Consider the following 17049-nt stretch of genomic DNA (forward strand, 5'->3'; position numbering starts at 1 on the left):
GCTGGCCTCCATCGGCCGCTACCTCACCCTCGGCATCCTGGCAATGTCAGGGGTGCTGCTGGGCGTGGGGCTGCTGCGGGGCTATGAGGTGAGCGAGGCGCTGCTGGTGGCCATCACCCTGGCCGTGGCTGCTATCCCCGAGGGCCTACCCGCCATCGTCACCATCGCCCTGGCCATCGGCGTGCAGCGCATGGCCGCGCGCCGGGCCGTCATTCGCAGGTTGCCCGCGGTGGAGACGCTGGGGAGCACCACCGTCATCTGCTCGGACAAGACGGGCACGCTCACGCGCAACGAGATGACGGTGCAGGCGCTGTGGACGCCGGAAGGGGCTTGGTCCGTGTCGGGCGTGGGCTACTCGCCGCGAGGGCGCCTGCTCCAAGGGGGCGTGCCCATGGACGAGGTGCCCGAGGCGGCAGGGGAGCTGCTCCGGGCCGGGGCGCTCTGCAATGACGCCTCGCTCCTGCAACGTGACGGGGCGTGGGGGCTGACCGGAGATCCGACGGAGGGAGCGCTCCTGGTGGCAGCGGAGAAGGCGGGGCTTCGCGTGGAGGAGCTCCGCGCGCGCTTTGCCCGGGTGGACGCCATTCCCTTCGAGTCGGAGAACCAGTTCATGGCCACGCTCCACGAGGAGGGGGAAGGCGGCCGGTCCATCTTCCTCAAGGGAGCGCCCGAGGTGGTCCTGCGCCGCTGTGAGCTCTCGGACGGCCTGGGCCCGGAGCAGGTGCTCACCCAGGTGGAGCGCATGGCTGGGGCGGGCATGCGTGTGCTGGCCGTGGCCTCGAAGGAGGCGCCCGCGACGCGCTCCCGGCTGGAGCTGGAGGAAGTGGCCGGCGGCTTCACGCTGCTGGGCCTGCAGGGGATGATCGATCCTGCGCGCGAAGAGGCCATCCTGGCGGTGCAGGCGTGCCACGAGGCGGGCATCGTCGTGAAGATGATCACCGGCGATCACCAGAAGACGGCGGAGAGCATCGGCCGGGAGGTGGGGCTGCAGGGGAAGGGGCCGGCGGTGATGGGCAGGGAGCTCGGGGAGATGGATGATGCACGGCTGGCGGAGGTGGCGGCCTCCACGAATGTCTTCGCTCGCGTGGCTCCCGAGCACAAGCTGCGGCTGGTGCGAGCGCTCCAGTCCCAGCGCCAGGTGGTGGCCATGACGGGTGACGGCGTCAACGACGCGCCGGCGCTCAAGCAGGCCAATATCGGCGTGGCCATGGGCATCACCGGCACGGCCGTGTCCAAGGAGGCGGCGGACATCGTCCTGACGGATGACAACTTCGCGTCCATCGCCGCGGCGGTGGAGGAGGGCCGGCGCGTCTACGACAACCTCATCAAAGCGCTGGCATTTGTCCTGCCCACCAATCTGGGCCTGGCGCTCATCCTGGCGTTCAGCGTGGCCTTCTTCCCGGTCCAGCAGGTGGCCGGGGAGCTGGCGCCGCTGATGCCCATGCTCCCGACGCAGCTCTTGTGGATCAACCTGGTGGCCACCATCGCGCTGGCGCTGCCGCTGGCCTTCGAGGCCAAGGAGCTCAACGTGATGCGCCGGCCACCCCGCAACCCGGAGCAGCCGGTGCTGAGTCGCTTCATGGTGGTGCGCACCGGGGTGGCCGCGGTGCTGATGGCGGCGGGCGCGATCGGGCTGTTCCTCTGGGAGTACCGCTCCGAGGTGGCGAGGATCGGGCATGAGGTGGCGCTGCGTGAGGCGCAGACCACGGCTGTCACCACCGTCATCCTGTTCCAGATCTTCTACATGCTGATGTGCCGCAGCCTGAGGGGCTCGATCTTCAAGCTGGGCTTGTTTAGCAACCCCACGGTCTTCGTGGGCATTGGCATGCTGGTGCTGCTGCAGACCGGGTTTATCTACCTGCCTTTCATGCAGCAGGTGTTCGGCACCGCTCCACTGGGCTGGGGGTCACTCGGGGCGTCTGCGCTGGTGGCGGCCGTCATCCTCCCTGTCATTGCGGCGGAGAAGGCCTGGCGCTCGCGCAGGGAGCGGGTGACGAGGAAGGAGGGTATGCCACCTCGTAGAGTGCGCGTGGACCAGCAACTTCCGGCCTCGTGAGGAGGCCAGTGACGCAGGACAGGAGGTACGGGCCCAGGCTCTGGCCGAACCTGTATGCTTGTCAGACAGGTTTGCCGGGCGCGCCGCCGCCGCGGCTCCAGCCTGAACTCTGCGCCCTCCCTGTGGTTGGCGAGCCGGCGGCGAGTGCTCGGGCTTCCGCGCTCATTGGTATCAAGGAGCGAAGGCCCGGACATCGCGCGCGGCAGCATCTGGGAGCGAGGCATCCTCCGGCTCGAAGACGAGCTGGCACTTGTCGAGCTTCGTCCCGCACACTCGATCGAGATCGCTTCGGGTGTCACAGCCATACCGGTCCGTGCAGGTGTCCGGCAGGAAGGCCCAGACGAACTGAAGCACGGTGCCTCGGCGGCCCTCCGGCAGTGCGGCGAGGAAGTCCTCGCGGTAGGTGTCGAACACGCGAGCCAGATGGACAGTGCTCTTCTCCAGCCGCACATGGCGCCGATCGCCAATGAAGCGGCGGGCCGCGTCGTTGAGCTGCGAGTTGAGGAAGGGGGGCTCGAAGGGAGCACCGTCCAGCAGCGGACCTCCGCGAGTGCCGTGGAAGAGGGCGAGGTGGATGCGCGGATCGGCGAACTCCCGCAGGAGGATGCGGTGCTGCAGCGCCCAGAGCGTCATGCGCTGGCCTCCCACCGGCCACGAGCGGCCCCAGAAGAAGCTCCCCAGCCACTTGTCATTCACGCTCTCGAGGTAGGGATACTCGTCCACGAGCGCCTGCAGCACGAGCGCGTGGTAGGCGTTGAGCCAGTAGGCCAGCGTGTCCTCGGGCTTGGGGAAGAGGTCCGGCCGCGAGCGCGGCGAGAAGGTGGCCAGCGCGCGGACGAAGGTGTCCAGCTCCTGGCGCTCCCGGCCGATGGCGGAGAAGTCCACGTCCCCGTCCGGCTTCACGTGCCGCAGGACGCGGGCATAGCCGTTGTAATGGAAGGGGAAGTCGCCACTGGGGACCGAGGCAGGCACGAGCCCGTGGACGTGAAGCACACTGCCCACCGCGAGCACGGCGGGCAGCACGAAGGCCGCCACCACGAGCAGAAGGCGGCGGCGACGGTTGGGAGCAGGAGTCTCCACGGCGGCCGCAGTGTAGCCCAGCGGGGCACTGCGTGTGACGGGAGGGCCGGAGGGCGCTGACTCAGCCGAGCCGCTTGAGGTAGCGCTGGTGCACCCAGCCCTGGATGTCCATCTGCCCGTTCACCGGCTGCAGCACATCCACCCTCCGCCACTCGGCTTGCTTGGCGAGGATCTCCACCTTCGTCCCGAGCGGCAGCGGGCTCCCGGGGACCGTGGGATTGCTCGTCCCAGGCCCGCTCCGCACATTCAGCGTGGCCGTCACCTCGTGGACCACCGGCTGCTCCTCCGCACGGCCCATCAGCCGGCCTCGGAAGTTCATCATCGGGAAGGCCGGCCCCGGATCGAGCTTCCTCCCGGGCGCGATGTCGTCATGGCCGACGACGTCCTTCAGCTTGTACGTTCGGACGAGCAGCGCCCCCACCTCCATCGCCGCCTTCAGCTGCGCCTCGGGATAGGTGTGCCACCCCATGGGCTTGTCATCGTTCTTATGGGTAGCCTCCAGCACCTCGTCCTCCGGGATCTGCTTGCCGAACCAGGAGACCCACTTCGTGCCCTGCTTCTTGAGCCACCCCACGTTGTCCAGCTCGATGCCGATGGACGAGTTGTTCAGCCCCGTGCGCCCGTCCCAGAAGCTCTTGCCCGCATGCCACGCCACCGTGTCGAAGGGCACCAACTGGGTGATGCTCCCATCCCGCCCGATGACCAGGTGGGCCGACGCCTGGTGCTCCGCCTTCGCCAGCAGTGCGATCGCCTCCTGAGCGCTGTCCAGTGCCGTGTAGTGCATCACCAGGAACTCCGCGGTGAGCTTCGAGCCCTGGTTGGGGCTCTCCACGAAGGGGTAAGGCGTTCCATCGTCTTTGCACAGCCGGTGGTTGATGATCTTCATGTGAGACCCCCGAACGTTCGCAGAGCTCCAGCGTATCACCCTGGAGTGTCGGGCAGTGCCGTCACCGCGGGGGCTCAGGCTGCCCGCAGTGCCGCGCGTACTCCGCGAGCTTCTTCTGCATGGCCGTCTGCGTGGCCTCCGCGGCCGCTCGCAGGGCCTCGGTGACATGGCCCCCCAGGACACCGATGGCTCGCTGCTGCGCGGTCATGCTCTCCGCGCACCGTCCCGCCTGGAAGAGCAGCGCCGCGTAGGCCTCCAGCGTGGAGGCGCGGCCTGGAGCCATCAGGACAGCGCGCTCGGCCTTCGCGAGCCCCTCCACTGTCTCTCCGCGCTCCGTGTGCAGCCAGGCCATCGCCACCAGCGCCTCCACATCCTCTGGATTCAGCGCCAGGGCCCGCTGGAGCGCTTGCTCCTGCTCGGACACCGGAGCGTTCGTCTCCTGGAGCGACTGGCCCAGCAGGCTCCACGCAGGCCCACTGTCCGGCCGCGCCTGGACCAGGGCTCGCGCCAGAGCGAGCCGCCGCTTCGGCTCCGCGGTCAAGCTGGCTTGGAGCAGCACGGCCCCCACATTCGCCGGATCCTCGCGCAGCGCCTCCTCCACCTCGAGCGCTGCGAGGCGCAGCCGCTCACCCACGGAGCGGTATCCCGGGCTCCGGAGGAAGAGCCGCGCACGCAAGGCATGGATCTCCGCGCAGTCCAACGTCCGCACCTCGAAGTCCGGGCTGATGCGAGGCAGCTCCACCGTCAGCTGCTCCTCCCGCTCGGGCTTGTACTTCCTGAAGTCCTCCTCCAATCCTGGCACCTCTCGGAAGGCTGCCTCCCACGCATGGCGAGGCTCCTCGGCCCGGGCCAGCCGCGCCGTGAAGTCCCGGAAGCGCTCCGGCTGCCGCTCCCTCAGGTACACCACGAGCAGCCACGAGGTGGCGTAGTAGGGCAGTGTCTCCGCCCAGGAGAGGTACGGCCGCTCTTCCCACGCCCACAGCTTCTCCAGCGTGAGCGGCGCGTGGTTTCGCACATACTGATCGAAGCCCGGGTGCACCTCCCCAAAGGTGGCCTTCCGCCGTAGGGAGGAGAACTGCACCGTCTGGAGCCAGGTCGCCAGGCCCTCCGTGAGCCACCGGGGCTGCCGCACCATCACGAAGCGGCTGATGTGGTGGGCCAGCTCGTGGGCCTGGACCTGGAGGGACTCGGGCTGCTGCAGCAGGAACTCTCCCTCTCCCGCCATCACCATCAGCGGACTCCGCCCGGACGAGTCCAGGAAGGCCTCCGGGGGCTTGCCCAGGGTGAACTCTTCCAGCTCCACCTCGCTGCGGACGACGATGACCTCCACCTGTCCCGGCGGGTCCACCTGGCCTCCCCAGGCGAGCAGGAGCGCGGCGCGCAGCTGCTCCAGCTCCAGGGCCGTGAAGCGCGCCACGCGGCCACCCAGGTCCGTGGAGACACGGAAGTGAGGACTGTTCACCTCACGCCACTCGTGGCCCCCCTTGTCCGGACATGCGGCCAGCGGACGTTTGACGCAGCTACTCCCTAAGGCCACCAGTGCCAGTCCGAGCAGCCAGGGTATGTTGATGCGTATGGAGCTCATGCCGGATGTCACCCGTTTCTTCCATCCCGTTCTCCCAGCCCGGGAGCTGCGAAAGAAGCCGCTGCGGATCGAGCTGGCAGGCCGAGCTTACGCGCTCTTCAGAGATGGGACGGGAAAGGCCGCGGCGCTTGCGGATGCCTGTCCCCACCGCTTCGCGCCGCTCTCCGCGGGCCGCGTCCGGAAGGATGGACGGCTGGCGTGCCCGTACCACGGCTGGAACTTCGACGCCGAGGGGCACGGCCGCAGCCCCAGCCAGCCCGACTTGAAGAAGTGTGACACGCTCGCCTTCCAGCTCGTCGAGCGCCACGACTACCTCTGGCTGGCGGCGAAGGACACGCCGCTGACGGCCTTCCCGGACTTCGTGCCCCAGGGCTTCGAGTTCACCGGCACCTTCTCCATGCTCTTCCGTGCGCCGCTGCACGTGGCGCTCGACAACTTCAGCGAGGACGAGCACACCCCGTTCGTCCACACCCGCCTGGGGTGGGACGAGCACGACACGAGCACCATCGAGTTCTCGGCGGAGAACCACGAGGACCGGACGGAGGTGCACTACCGTGCCCCCCAGCGGGCCAGCCCGCTCATGAAGCTGCTGCTGCTGAAGGACGGGGACCTCTTCCACAACGACTGGGAGACGCGCTTCGATCCGGTGCGCACCAGCTACAACATCCACTGGAAGGCGCCCTCGGGACAGTCCCGCCCGTTCCACCATCACTTCGCCATCTTCATGGTGCCGGAGACGCCAAGCACCACGCGCTTCCATGTCTTCGCGTTCCTGAAGCTCGTGGATCCGCGCTTCCGGCCCCTGATGCCCGTGGTGCGCAGGGCGCAGCGCGTGCTGGCCTGGTTCGAGGTCCGCGACGACGCGCGCTTCATCCCGACGGTTGCCGCCACGCCGTACAGCCTGAAGGGCATGCGGCTGGGCAAGTACGACAAGCCGATCATCTACCAGCGCAAGCTGCTCGAGCGCATCTACTACGCCCAGCGCTCCGGGGAGCACGTCCCCCCCGTCTCGCTCGTCCAGAGCGCCGGGGGCTGAGGCGCGGGCTCTCTGTTTCCTGGCGTGCAGGGGGGTGTTGCGAACAATGCATCCCACGGCCTGCCCCAGGCGCGCTACACCTGAAGGGGAAGGGTGAGGCACTCTGCCTCTCCCACCTTCAGGAGCAACCTCATGAGCCAGAACCCTCGAATCGCCATCGTCGGCGCCGGGAATGTCGGCGGCAACCTGGGCATCCGCTTCGCTCGCAGCGGCTACTCCCTCCGCTTCGGTGTCCGGGAGGGCTCGAACGCAGATGACGTGATCGCGAAGTGCGAGGGCAAGGCGGAGGCCGCGAGCATCCCCGAGGCAGCGAAGTGGGCCGACGTCATCTTCCTCTCCGTCCCCGGCAATGCCGCCGTGGAGGCCACCCGCTCCATGGGGGACATCTCCGGCAAGGTGCTCGTGGACTGCAACAACCCGCTGAAGTGGGAGGACGGCCCTGTCCACACCCCGCCTCCCGAGGGCTCCATCACCGCAGCGCTCGCCAAGGCCTTCCCCACCGCCCGCTTGGTGAAGGGCTTCAACACCTTCGGCGCCGAGTTCCACCTGGATCCGACGCTGGGCAATACCTCGATCGACGTACAGCTTGCCGGAGAGAGCGCGGAGGCCAAGGCGCTCGTGTCCTCCATCGCCACCCGCGCCGGCTTCAACCCCATTGACGTGGGGCTGTTGCGCAACGCCGCGCACCTGGAGTCACTCGCCATCCTGTGGATCCACCTCGCCCTGAGAGCGGGCCACGGGCGGCAGATCGGCTTCAAGCTGCTCAAGCGTGAGTAGCCTGTCCCCGCGGAGCGAGCCGCCTTACCGGGCCTCCTCCTTCCAGCCATGCATGACGCACATGCCGCCCAGGGCCTGCAGGCGAGGCACCGAGAGCAGCGCCCGGTCCAACCGCCCCAGCAGGTCCACGGCCAGCTGGCGTGGGAGCGGCGAGCGCTCGTAGTCCTGGTGGCGCAGGATGAACTCGCTCAGCCTCCCCAGCAGGTGAAACCACCTCATCTCGAGGTGGGGCAGGTGGCGCAGGATGATGGCCAGCTCAGCCCGCTCCAGGGGCCGCTCGTCCGGCGTGGCGTCGGTGTGGATGGGGACGCCCTTGCGCAGCTTCCTCAGCCACGGCGTGAGGCTCACCGGCTCGGAGAAGAGGAAGAGAGCTCCGGGCCGGGCCCACCGCATCAGCTGGTGCAGCACCGGGTCCAGCTCCGGGATGAGGTGATGCAGGATCCCGTCCCCCCAGATGATGTCGAAGGTCTCCTCGGGCAGGCTCACCGCCTCCAGCGGTGAGCAGAGGAACTGCGTCTGGGACTCGACACCTTCGAGCCGCGCCCGCTGCTTGCAGAGGTCGATGGAGCCCGGCGAGATGTCCACGCCCGTGACGCGGGCACCGGACTTCGCCATCAGCATGGAGTTGCTGCCCTCGCCACAGCCGACATCGAGCACGTGCTTGCCTCGCAGGTCTCCCAGCAGCTGGAAGCGGAACTCCTTGTTGAACCAGGGGTGCTCCGGCTTGGAGTAGCGCGCGACGGTGAGCGGATCGAGCGGCTGCAGGTTGGCGGCGATCTTCTCAGCCAGCTCGTCGAAGAAGCGGGCCTCGGAGCTCCAGCGAGCGGGGAACTCGGTCTGCGAGCGAGCAGAATCCAGCTCCTCGTCCGCCGGGGAGATGCGGCGCGGCTCTTCACACGACGGATCGGGCTGCAACAGCCCCGTGAGGGCCGTGGCGAGCGTCGTCCGGGTGGGCCCCCGCGCCTTCTGGACCGGTGCTTTCTCCGTCTCCATGCCTCTCAGCCTCCAGGTGCTGTCCGCCGGACGTCGGCAGAGTGCCTGGGAAGGTGGGGACTGGGAGCCTGGGAGGGAAGGATCCTGTCCTCCACTGGACGGGAGGCGCGTCGGCCGGTCTACGGAGACGGGGGAGCCGCCTGCCCCGAAGCCTCCTCCGGGGGCGCTCAGGCGGAGGACTTCCCGCGCCCGCGCCATGGTGCACGGCACAACGAATGGCGAGAGCTTGTCGCTGCCAATAGTTGAGAATGTCAATTGTCGACCTGGTACGAGTGAATTACGATGAAGGCATGAGCAGGACCGAAGGAGACCGAATGGAGGCTCGCGCGCGACGAAGCGCGGAGGCAGAGGAGTCACAGCGGCCCGAGGAGGATCTGGCGCGTGCGGCCTGGGCGCCGCTGTTCGAGCTCATTCAGGAGCGGATGCGGCACTTCCCGGCGCTGGCGGCGGAGTTCGAGCTGTCACCGGTACAGGCGCACGTGCTGCGCACACTGGGGTACGGGCCGCAGCCGATGAGCGCGCTGGCGGGCTACCTCTCGTGTGATGCCTCGAACGTGACGGGGCTGGTGGATCGGCTGGAGTCGCGGGGCCTGGTAGAGCGTCGCAGCGCCGAGCACGACCGGCGGGTGAAGATGCTGTGTCTGACGGAGGGGGGCGCGCAGGTGCGGCACCGGCTGATGGAGCGGCTGGCCGAGCCGCCCGCGGCCATCGCGGCGCTCTCCCCGGAGGACCTGCGCGTGCTGCGGGAAGTCATGCTGCGCGCGGTGGAGACGCTGAGGAAGCAGGAGGAGGCGGGGCTGGGCGGCCTGGGCCCGCTCCCCTCGCGTGGAGAGAAGACGGGCTAGTCCAGCAGGAAGGTGTAGGCGTACTTCATCTCGGTGGAGACGGCCTCACCGCCCTTGATGGCGGGCTTGAAGCGGAAGCGCTTGATGGCATCGCGCGCGGCCTCGTTCAGCCCGTAGCCGGGGCCGGAGACGATCTTGGCGGCCACCACCTTGCCGTCGGGATCGACGGTGATGGAGAGGGTGACGGTGCCCTCGACTCCCGCGCGGCGGGCCTCCTCGGGGTAGGGGATCTTCACCTCGGAGAGGACCTTGGGCTCGGAGTCCACCTGGTAGATGGGGGTGTACTTGGGAGCCGCGTACTCCTTCACCTCGCTGGGCGCCTTGGCCTTGTTGTCCACCTTGCCATAGGCGGTGTTGCCCACGGGCGCGGCGAAGCCGCCGGCGCTGGTGGTGGAGGACAGGGAGATGCCCACCACGAGCGGCACCGGCTTGGTGGGCTCCGGCGGCGGCTCGTTGGGTGGAGGTGGAGCCTGCTCTGGAGGCGGCGGGGGGGGCTTCTCCGCCACGGCCACCTTCACGGGCGGCGGCTTGGGCGGCTTCACCTTGGGAGGCTCGGGGGGCTTGGGCTCCTCCTTGGGAGGAGGCGGCGGTGGAGGCTTCTGCACCTCCACCATGACGAGCTCCACCGGCTTCTGCGCCACGGAGTGCGTGCGCTCCTTCATCCGGCTGAGCGCGAGCAGGCCAACGCCATGCAGCGCCAGCGAGACGACCACGAACCCCAGCGCCCACTGCGACGAGCGGCGAGGAGGAGAGAAAGGACTGTCGAGTGCCGCCTGGCTCATCGGCGCCTCTCCTCAAGGGCTCGCAGGGACGGCCGCGGACGGGGGCGCCGCGTCCTTCTCGATGTTGAGGGCAAACTTGGCGATGCCCTGGCCCTTCACCACGTCGATGAGCCGCATCACCCGGCCATACGCCAGGCTCTGGTCCGCACTGATGATGGCGCGGGTGTCCTTGTCTTTGGCCACGGCCTCGGAGACCTTGCGGGACAGCTCGTCCTCGGCCACCTCGGTGCCGTCGAAGAAGAGCTTGCCGTCCTTGTCGATGATGACGTTGACGAGCCCCTGCACCGTCTCTCCGCCGTTGGCGGCGCGGGGCAGATCCACTTCCACCGTCTCGCGGACGATGAAGTTGGCCGTCACCATGAAGATGATGAGGAGCACCAGCACGATGTCCACCAACGGTGTGACGTTGATGCCCGTGATCTCTTCATCGTTGTCCTGCTGCGCGCCGCCGGCCATGGCTTAGCGCCCCTCGCCGGGCGAGGCGGACTTGCGGCCCTCGGAGCGCAGGCTGCCCACCAGGGCGAAGCCCAAGGCGTTGGTACGGCTGGTGAGCGTCTTGAGCTGACGGCTGAAGGCGTTGAAGGCGACCACCGCGGGGATGGCGACTGCCAGGCCCACAGCCGTGGCGACGAGCGCCTCGGAGATACCGGCCATGACGGTCTGCTGGATGGCGGCACCCTTCACGTTGGCGGCGCCCAGATCATTGAAGGCCTTGATGATGCCGAGCACGGTGCCGAACAGGCCGATGAAGGGGGCGTTGTTGCCCAGGGTGCCCAGGAAGGAGAGGTAGCGCTCGTACTGGGGACGCTCGCGAGAGATGGTGGAGGCGATCACCTGCTCGACGGTGTCGGCGCCCTGCTCGGTGGAAGCGAGGCCCTCGCGGATGACGGCGGCCTCCATGCCCTTCTTGCCCTGGATGGCGGTGCGCACGGCGTCGAACTCACCGCGGGCCAGCTTGAGTGCCAGGGACTCCGAGTCCGGCAGCCGGTGGGTGGCGAAGTAGACGGCGCGCTCGAGCATGAGCGCGATGGAGAGCACCGAGAGGACGACGAGCAGCCAGAGTACCCACTCGGCGCTGGTGAGGGTCACGCCGAGCAGCTTGCGGCTCAGCCAGCCGATCTCGGCGGAGTTGGCCTGGGCGAGGAGGAGGAGGGACGTCGACGTCATGGCAGCCTGGTGGATGAGAGGGCCCAGCAGAACACCGGCCTGGCGTGAAAATTCACGTGCTGGGTGGGTCTAGGGGTCCTTGGGACACCTACACTCAACGAGGAGCGTCGCATCCATTCTTCTCTGGGAGCAAAAAGTCAAATGGATCGGCAGGTTGGCGCTTGTTTCCTTGGGTGCCCAGGGCCTTCACTCCATCCTCCCGGAGCCACGAGGGAAGTGACTCCGTGGATGAAGGTCGCAGGGTAGGTGGGGAGACGTATGTCTGTGGGTGAAGTGTAGGAACGTTCAGTGAGGGCGCCGGGCGGTGACAAGGGGCTGGTAGAAGCCGCCCTCCGCAGGCATGTGCCAGCGCATCTCGCGGAACCCCGCGGCGGTGAGCGCACGGCTCAGCTCCTCGCGCTTGAGCGCGCGGTAGCGGGTGCGGGCGCTCGTGGTGAGCCAGCCTTCTCCCTGAGGCTGGAGGATGAACTGCTCCACCTCGTAGCTCCGGCCATCGGCGGACCAGGTCCACACCTGGAAGGAGATGCGCCGGGCCTCGCCGTCGCCAAGGACCCGCATCTCGGTCGGCACCGCCTGGCCGGGCTTGGGCTCCGTGGCGTCATAGTCGCGGATGGTGGCGATGAGCAGGCCTCCCGGGCGCAGCACGGCATGGAGGTGGTGGGCCGCGGCGGCCAGCTCCGCATCCTCGAGCAGGTGAGGGAGGGCGTTGTCGCAGCTCATGACCACATCGAAGCGCTGGGTGAGCTGATCACTCAGTGTGCGCAAGTCCGCCACCGAAAGCCCGGCCAGCTTCACGCCTGCCGCCGTTGCCTCCCGTTCAGCACGCGCGACGGAAGCCGGGCTGATGTCTGAAGCGAAGACCCGATGCCCCAGCTCCGCGAGTCCCAGGGCCTGGGTGCCGATCCCACAGCTCGCATCGAGCACGTCGTTCGGTCCCGCTCCGTGCGTGTCTCGAATGAGTCCATCCAGGATCTTCCCCTGGCGCGCGCGGGAGGCGGCCCAGTCCAGGAAGATGAGGTGATAGCCCGGGGCGAGCGTGTCGTAGAAGCCGGTCGGATCCACGCGCGAAGTATGGCGGGGAATCACCCCACGTGGACAGTCTGCCGCGCCCGGTGTTACTCCGCCGCGCACGCTCTGAACATTCAGGAGGAGCAGTGCGAGACATTCCTCACCCCGGGCTTCGGGCCGACAACATCTCGAGCGGTGCGTCGCGGTACTTCCTTCGGGCCATCATCCTGGGCGTCCTGCTCGTCACGGCTGCTGGCGGCTGCAACTGCAACGGCGGCAGCGATACCGACATCGATCCTTCCGATGCGAAGCCGTCGGACCTGTACGGCTGGTGGACGCACACCGATGCTCAGAGCGGCACTGTGACTGTGTTCGGCTTCATCCCCCAGGCGGACGCGGCCCGGGTGCTGCCGATCAAGCCTGAAGAGATCACAGGTGACATCTCCGCCGTCTACCAAGGGGACCTGCGCTTCCAGACGGATCCCGTCCAGCTCGCGACGTTCGACGTCAAGGACGGAGAGCTCCTCCAGACGGTCATCCGCGCTACAAGCGCACCCCCAGGAACCCAGTTCCGCACGCGCATCGTGTCCCTCAAGGGGCAGCTTCAGCTGGAGCTCCAGTCCACCAACTCCACCACGGGCAGCCGAAGCTTCTCCTTCTCCGCCCGGTGCCCGGCGGAGCAGCCCAACGGCACCTTCAATATGCCGGGACAGGTCTGCAACAACTACTTCTCCGCGGCAACCTCCCTGGCGGTCGATGGGCAGGGAAACGTCCACGCGGCCAGCGCCGTACTCGGGAGGGTGGAGCCTGGCGCCTGTCCCGCTGGGAAGGCGGCAGTTCCCACCTACAGCCACTTCGCCGACGCGTGTGGCCCCTCCCTGAACCCGCTGCCCAACTTCCGCGCGTCGGACATGGTCACGGATGAGAGCACCGTCCACTTCGCGTACATGTCTCAGTCGGCCGAGCTCGCCAAGGACTTCCTCCTCTTCTACCGGTCTCGCCCGCTGGATCAGCGCGGAGACTGGATCGAGGAGCAGGTGGCGCCCCAGGGCTACCCCATCCACGAGATGCGCCTGCTGCTTCGCAACGGCCAGCCACACCTCCTCGTGAGCCGCACGAGCGGGGTGATCGAGCTCTTTCGTCGTGACGGCGGGACCTGGACGCTGGTGCCGACGCCCCTCACGAGTGGGCCTCCCCTGGAGGGACGGATGGCGGATGCGACCCTGGATCGCGAGGGCAAGCTCGTGCTGCTCCTGGAGTCGAGCCACCAGGTGGCCTACGAGCGAGCCGCCGGCTTCGAGCTGATCCCGCTTCCCAAGGAGGGCATGGCGGCGGGCTTCGGAGGAGGAATCGCCGCGGATTCCGAGGGCCGGGTCCACGTGGTCTACAACTGGGACGAGATTGGCGACAACCCGAGCGGCATCGGCGGCCGCGTCGTCAACGGCCGGGGCATCTATGGGCTGTATGACGGCACGGCGTGGACTTCGCACGAGCTGGGGCCCATGGCCTACCCTCGCATCGTCACGCGAGCAGACGGGCCCTGGAGCGTCGTACACGCGATCGCCAAGGCCGCGCAGCCGACGCTCGTGCTCACCGAGGTGTCTCGAGATGGCAGCCTGCGCTCGGAGCTGCTCTCCTTGGAGCCCAACTTTGGTGGGGGGGCCAGCCCGGAGCCTTTCTACCACCCCACGGCGGCCGTGGGCCCGGACGGGACCATCGCCGCAGCCTGGGACGGCAACCGCGTCTACATCCGGCCGCCCGAGGCTCAGATCGTGCGCGAGCGGACGACGCTCACCGTCCAGATCGAAGGCCGAGGCCACGGCCGGGTCCGCTCGGCGGATGGGACGATCGACTGCACGGCCACCTGCACGGTCGAGGTCCCCGTCGGCCTGCGCTACCAGCTCTTCTTCGAGCCGGATGGCCAGAGCGCGCGCGACCAGGTGACGTGTGCTCCGAGCTACTTCAACCTGTACGGGTACTGCTGGGTGGATGTCTTCCCGGGACAGGCGCCGACGGTGACGGCGAAGTTCCGCGAGTCACCCGTGGCCTCTCTCCTCCCAGTGAGCATCGCCGACAGCAGAGCCACGGTGAAGCGCCTCGCGGCGCGTGGGGGGCGTGTGGCCATCGTGGTCCCGATCCTGGATGGCAAGCTGCACATGGGCGAGAGCGAGGTGGACGTTGGCACCGCGCAGCAGGTGCTGGGAGTCCGTGAGGCGGATGGGCGTGTCTGGGCCGTGGGGCTGCCCATGGAGCCCGAGGCCATCGGCTTCAAGTCCGACGGCAGCATCTCCGCGCTCTTCCTGGCCAACCGTGGGCTCTCCTTCCCCAGCGGCACGGTGGGCAGCTTCGAGACTCCCGTGCTTCTCCTGGCCCACTACGCCAACGGGAGCTTCCAGCGGGTGGCGCGCATCGTCGACCTGCCGCAGGGGACCACCCTTGCCGTCGGGGCCGCGGCCGTGGGGGATGACGGGGCGGTGGGGGCGGTGCTCTCGAACTTCTCGAGCTTCAGCAGCCTGGGCATCCCGGAGTACACCTTGTTCGCTTACGGGAGCGCAGCGGGGACTGTCTCGCTGGTGGGGCGCAATGAGACGCAGACCATCACGCAATTCGGGACGGTCTCACTGGCGGCCGGACGCGCCGCGGTGACCCTCAACAACCAGTTCCTCCTGTTCTTCGACGGGGGAACGCATGTGAGCACGCGGACGGTGGCGGACGTGGCCGTCACGTCCATTGGGGGAGTGACCCAGACAGCGGATCGGGTCCTCTCCTTGTGGGCGACACTCCACAACACCATCGATCTGGGGGGTGGGCCTATGCCGCGTCAGGCCAATGGCCTCTTCTATGCCGAGTATGGCCTGGACGGCCGGTATCTCTCCGCGAAGGAACTCGCCCATGCGCAGACCGCCAGCTACCTGGTCCCTGCGCCGTCGGGGACGATCTTTGCCGGGCAGAGCACCCGGGGAGGCCTGACGTACGGCCGGGTGATGGACACGGGCTACCTCTTCACCTACGCGGGAGAGCTCACGGGCAACAAGGCCACGCCCTTCCTGGCCGCCTTCGACACCGAGGCGAACCGCTTCTGGATCGCGGTCAAGCACCAGGGGACGGTGGACTACGACGTGGCGACGCTCACAGAGCCCTACCGCCAGGTGCTACTCGAACTGCGGCTGCCCTAGCGTCCAGGCCCTCTCAGGCGCCTCCTCCATGAGGGGGGAGCGGGCCCAGGTAGGTGAGGTTGTGCACCGGGTGGCTTGTGGAAGCCCCTCCGGGTGACCGACACTCTGATCCCGTCCATGGCCGTCAGTGAAGAACGCCGGTTCCAGGCTCTCGTGCTCGCGCCCGTCCGGCGCGTGCAGCGGCGCCTCAACGCGGTGGCCTGGGCCGAGGCCGGCATTGCCCCCATGTGGGCCGCCGTCACCGCCTGTGTCGTCGCTCGCCTTCTGCTGCGCGACACCGCCCTGTGGGCCGCCCCCGTGTTCCTCCTGGCGGGAGGGCTGTGGTGGGGGCTCCGGGCTCGCCACCGGGGCGTCTCGCTGGACCAGGCTGCGGTGCTTGCGGACCGCTCCGCCAACGCTGGCGGGCTGCTGCTCACCCGTCTGGAGCGCCCCGTCGGAGACTGGGAGCTCTCCGTCAACCAGTACGCCCGCGCTGTGAAGCCCCCCGAGGTCCGCTGGCGGCGCCCCGTAGGAGCCCTGCTCGGCGCGCTCCTGTTCCTGGTCGTGGGCTTCCTCCTGCCGCTGCCCGCTCTCTCTGTCCGCCCCATCAACGCCGCCGCCGCTGCCAAGGTGGCTGCTGTCCAGGCCAAGGCCGAGGCGCTCGCCAAGGAAGAGCCGCTGGGCACCCCCATGGAGGAGGAACTGCGCCGACTGGCCGAGGAGGTTGCCGAGGGCCGCTTCGACGCCGCCGACTGGGAGGCCGCCGATGGGCTGGACAAGCGGCTGTCCGAGCGCGCCTCCGAGGCCGCCGCGGAGCTTGCGGGAGCCGCCGAGGCTGCTCGAGAGCTGGAAGAGGCGCTGGGAGCCGCTGGAGACGCGGAGCGCGCGGCCCGGGAGCGCGAAGCCTTGGAGCAGGCGTTGATGGCGCTCAATGGGAAGGGGACAGCGGGGGAGAACGGGCAGGGAGGGAAGAACGGTGAGGGGCAGCAAGGGGAGCAGAACGGTGAGGGGCAGCAGGGTGAGCAGAGTGGAGCCAGCAGCAATGGCAGCACGGGCAAGGAGGGCCAAGCGGGCCAAGAGGGCCAGCAAGGCTCACAGGGCTCTCGCAGCACGGCATCCGCTCGGGCGGGGGGGAACCTCGATCAGATCTCCGATCTCCGGCGGACGCTGGAGCGGCGCCAGCAGCAGCTCGAGGATCGCTTCGGCCAGGGCCGCTCGGGCCAGCAGGCGAACGGGCGCCGCCAGTCCGGCTCGGGACGACAAGGCCAGCGGCAGGGCCAGGGCCAGGGTCAGGGCCAGGGAGAGGGAGAGGGGCAGGGCGAGGGTGAGGGCGGAGAGAACTCTCACGCCAGTCGCGGTGTCCGCGAGGGAGAGGGGGCGGGGACCTCCCGCGGGGGAGGAAGCAACCCGCTTATGTTCGGAGGCGAGGCGGAGATGGACCCGAATCGCCTCAAGTTCCAGCCGCTGCCCGAGGGCCAGGGCGGCGAGGCGAGCGAGCTGTGGGGACTGAAGGCTGCGGATCCGCAACGCGAGGGCGTCACGGTGACGCCTTCCGCGGCGCGGGGGCAGGGCACGCAGGGAGACGCGACGCCGGGTTACTCCACGGAGCCGCTGCTGCCGCGCAATCGCGATCTTGTGAAGCGATATTTTGGCGATGAGTGACATGAGAGGGGAGCCGA

At 68.6% G+C, this 17049-nt stretch carries 14 protein-coding genes; 6 read left to right on the forward strand and 8 right to left on the reverse strand.

The genetic code is table 11. The annotated features are described in order from the left end of the window. A partial coding sequence (locus VD972_RS41370; protein WP_324994873.1) for an HAD-IC family P-type ATPase occupies nt 1-2056 on the forward strand: 2056 nt, incomplete at its 5' end. 171 nt (nt 2057-2227) lie between these two features. Here the strand turns inward: VD972_RS41370 and VD972_RS41375 are convergent. From VD972_RS41375 to VD972_RS41385, 3 genes are all read right to left on the reverse strand, one after another. Beyond that, nucleotides 2228-3136 carry a DUF547 domain-containing protein gene (locus VD972_RS41375; RefSeq protein WP_324994875.1) on the reverse strand — a complete coding sequence of 303 codons (909 nt, stop codon included), beginning with the start codon at nt 3134-3136 and terminating at the stop codon, nt 2228-2230. A 61-nt stretch (nt 3137-3197) separates the two neighbouring features. Then, entirely contained in the window at nt 3198-4022 is an 825-nt protein-coding gene (locus VD972_RS41380; protein ID WP_324994877.1) for an N-acetylmuramoyl-L-alanine amidase, read from the reverse strand. A 61-nt stretch (nt 4023-4083) separates the two neighbouring features. Continuing rightward, nucleotides 4084-5607 (reverse strand): hypothetical protein, encoded by a 1524-nt coding sequence (locus tag VD972_RS41385; RefSeq protein ID WP_324994879.1) that lies wholly within the window; start codon nt 5605-5607, stop codon nt 4084-4086. On the opposite strand from VD972_RS41385, the gene VD972_RS41390 reads away from it, so the two are divergent. Both VD972_RS41390 and VD972_RS41395 read left to right on the forward strand, forming a co-directional pair. Further along, nucleotides 5606-6643: a Rieske 2Fe-2S domain-containing protein gene (locus tag VD972_RS41390; RefSeq protein WP_324994881.1), complete on the forward strand. Its 1038-nt coding sequence runs from the start codon at nt 5606-5608 to the stop codon at nt 6641-6643. The two genes, VD972_RS41385 and VD972_RS41390, sit on opposite strands and share 2 nt — an antisense overlap. A gap of 132 nt (nt 6644-6775) precedes the next feature. Next, entirely contained in the window at nt 6776-7420 is a 645-nt protein-coding gene (locus VD972_RS41395) for an NADPH-dependent F420 reductase (RefSeq protein ID WP_324994883.1), read from the forward strand. A gap of 24 nt (nt 7421-7444) precedes the next feature. Here VD972_RS41395 and VD972_RS41400 read toward each other — a convergent pair whose 3' ends face one another. Then, the gene (locus tag VD972_RS41400) at nt 7445-8413 is read right to left on the reverse strand and encodes a class I SAM-dependent methyltransferase (protein WP_324994885.1); all 969 of its coding nucleotides are present in this window, start codon (nt 8411-8413) and stop codon (nt 7445-7447) included. A gap of 314 nt (nt 8414-8727) precedes the next feature. Between VD972_RS41400 and VD972_RS41405 the strand changes: the two genes are divergently transcribed. After that, entirely contained in the window at nt 8728-9258 is a 531-nt protein-coding gene (locus VD972_RS41405) for a MarR family winged helix-turn-helix transcriptional regulator (protein WP_324994887.1), read from the forward strand. Here the strand turns inward: VD972_RS41405 and VD972_RS41410 are convergent. From VD972_RS41410 to VD972_RS41425, 4 genes are all read right to left on the reverse strand, one after another. After that, entirely contained in the window at nt 9255-10040 is a 786-nt protein-coding gene (locus tag VD972_RS41410; protein ID WP_324994889.1) for a TonB family protein, read from the reverse strand. The genes VD972_RS41405 and VD972_RS41410 overlap by 4 nt on opposite strands. 12 nt (nt 10041-10052) lie before the next feature. After that, nucleotides 10053-10496 (reverse strand): biopolymer transporter ExbD, encoded by a 444-nt coding sequence (locus tag VD972_RS41415; protein WP_324994891.1) that lies wholly within the window; start codon nt 10494-10496, stop codon nt 10053-10055. A 3-nt stretch (nt 10497-10499) separates the two neighbouring features. After that, entirely contained in the window at nt 10500-11207 is a 708-nt protein-coding gene (locus tag VD972_RS41420; RefSeq protein WP_324994893.1) for a MotA/TolQ/ExbB proton channel family protein, read from the reverse strand. Nucleotides 11208-11492: 285 nt separating this feature from the next. Continuing rightward, nucleotides 11493-12293 carry a class I SAM-dependent methyltransferase gene (locus VD972_RS41425; protein ID WP_324994895.1) on the reverse strand — a complete coding sequence of 267 codons (801 nt, stop codon included), beginning with the start codon at nt 12291-12293 and terminating at the stop codon, nt 11493-11495. Between the two features lie 68 nt (nt 12294-12361). Here VD972_RS41425 and VD972_RS41430 point away from each other — a divergent pair, with 68 nt between their 5' ends. Beyond that, a complete protein-coding gene (locus tag VD972_RS41430) occupies nt 12362-15391 on the forward strand; it encodes a hypothetical protein (RefSeq protein ID WP_324994897.1) in 3030 nt (1009 codons plus the stop codon). 93 nt (nt 15392-15484) lie between these two features. Next, a complete protein-coding gene (locus tag VD972_RS41435; protein WP_324994899.1) occupies nt 15485-17032 on the forward strand; it encodes a hypothetical protein in 1548 nt (515 codons plus the stop codon). Nucleotides 17033-17049: the final 17 nt, after the last annotated feature.

Source organism: Hyalangium sp., assembly GCF_035629615.1.
Taxonomy (GTDB): domain Bacteria; phylum Myxococcota; class Myxococcia; order Myxococcales; family Myxococcaceae; genus Hyalangium.

What these genes read in the sequence shown, in the direction of transcription:
- VD972_RS41380 (WP_324994877.1), bottom strand. Translation starts at nt 4,022, where the DNA reads ATGAAGATCATCAACCACCGGCTGTGCAAAGACGATGGAACGCCTTAC.
- VD972_RS41390 (WP_324994881.1), top strand. Translation starts at nt 5,606, where the DNA reads ATGCCGGATGTCACCCGTTTCTTCCATCCCGTTCTCCCAGCCCGGGAG.
- VD972_RS41385 (WP_324994879.1), bottom strand. Translation starts at nt 5,607, where the DNA reads ATGAGCTCCATACGCATCAACATACCCTGGCTGCTCGGACTGGCACTG.
- VD972_RS41395 (WP_324994883.1), top strand. Translation starts at nt 6,776, where the DNA reads ATGAGCCAGAACCCTCGAATCGCCATCGTCGGCGCCGGGAATGTCGGC.
- VD972_RS41400 (WP_324994885.1), bottom strand. Translation starts at nt 8,413, where the DNA reads ATGGAGACGGAGAAAGCACCGGTCCAGAAGGCGCGGGGGCCCACCCGG.
- VD972_RS41405 (WP_324994887.1), top strand. Translation starts at nt 8,728, where the DNA reads ATGGAGGCTCGCGCGCGACGAAGCGCGGAGGCAGAGGAGTCACAGCGG.
- VD972_RS41410 (WP_324994889.1), bottom strand. Translation starts at nt 10,040, where the DNA reads ATGAGCCAGGCGGCACTCGACAGTCCTTTCTCTCCTCCTCGCCGCTCG.
- VD972_RS41415 (WP_324994891.1), bottom strand. Translation starts at nt 10,496, where the DNA reads ATGGCCGGCGGCGCGCAGCAGGACAACGATGAAGAGATCACGGGCATC.
- VD972_RS41420 (WP_324994893.1), bottom strand. Translation starts at nt 11,207, where the DNA reads ATGACGTCGACGTCCCTCCTCCTCCTCGCCCAGGCCAACTCCGCCGAG.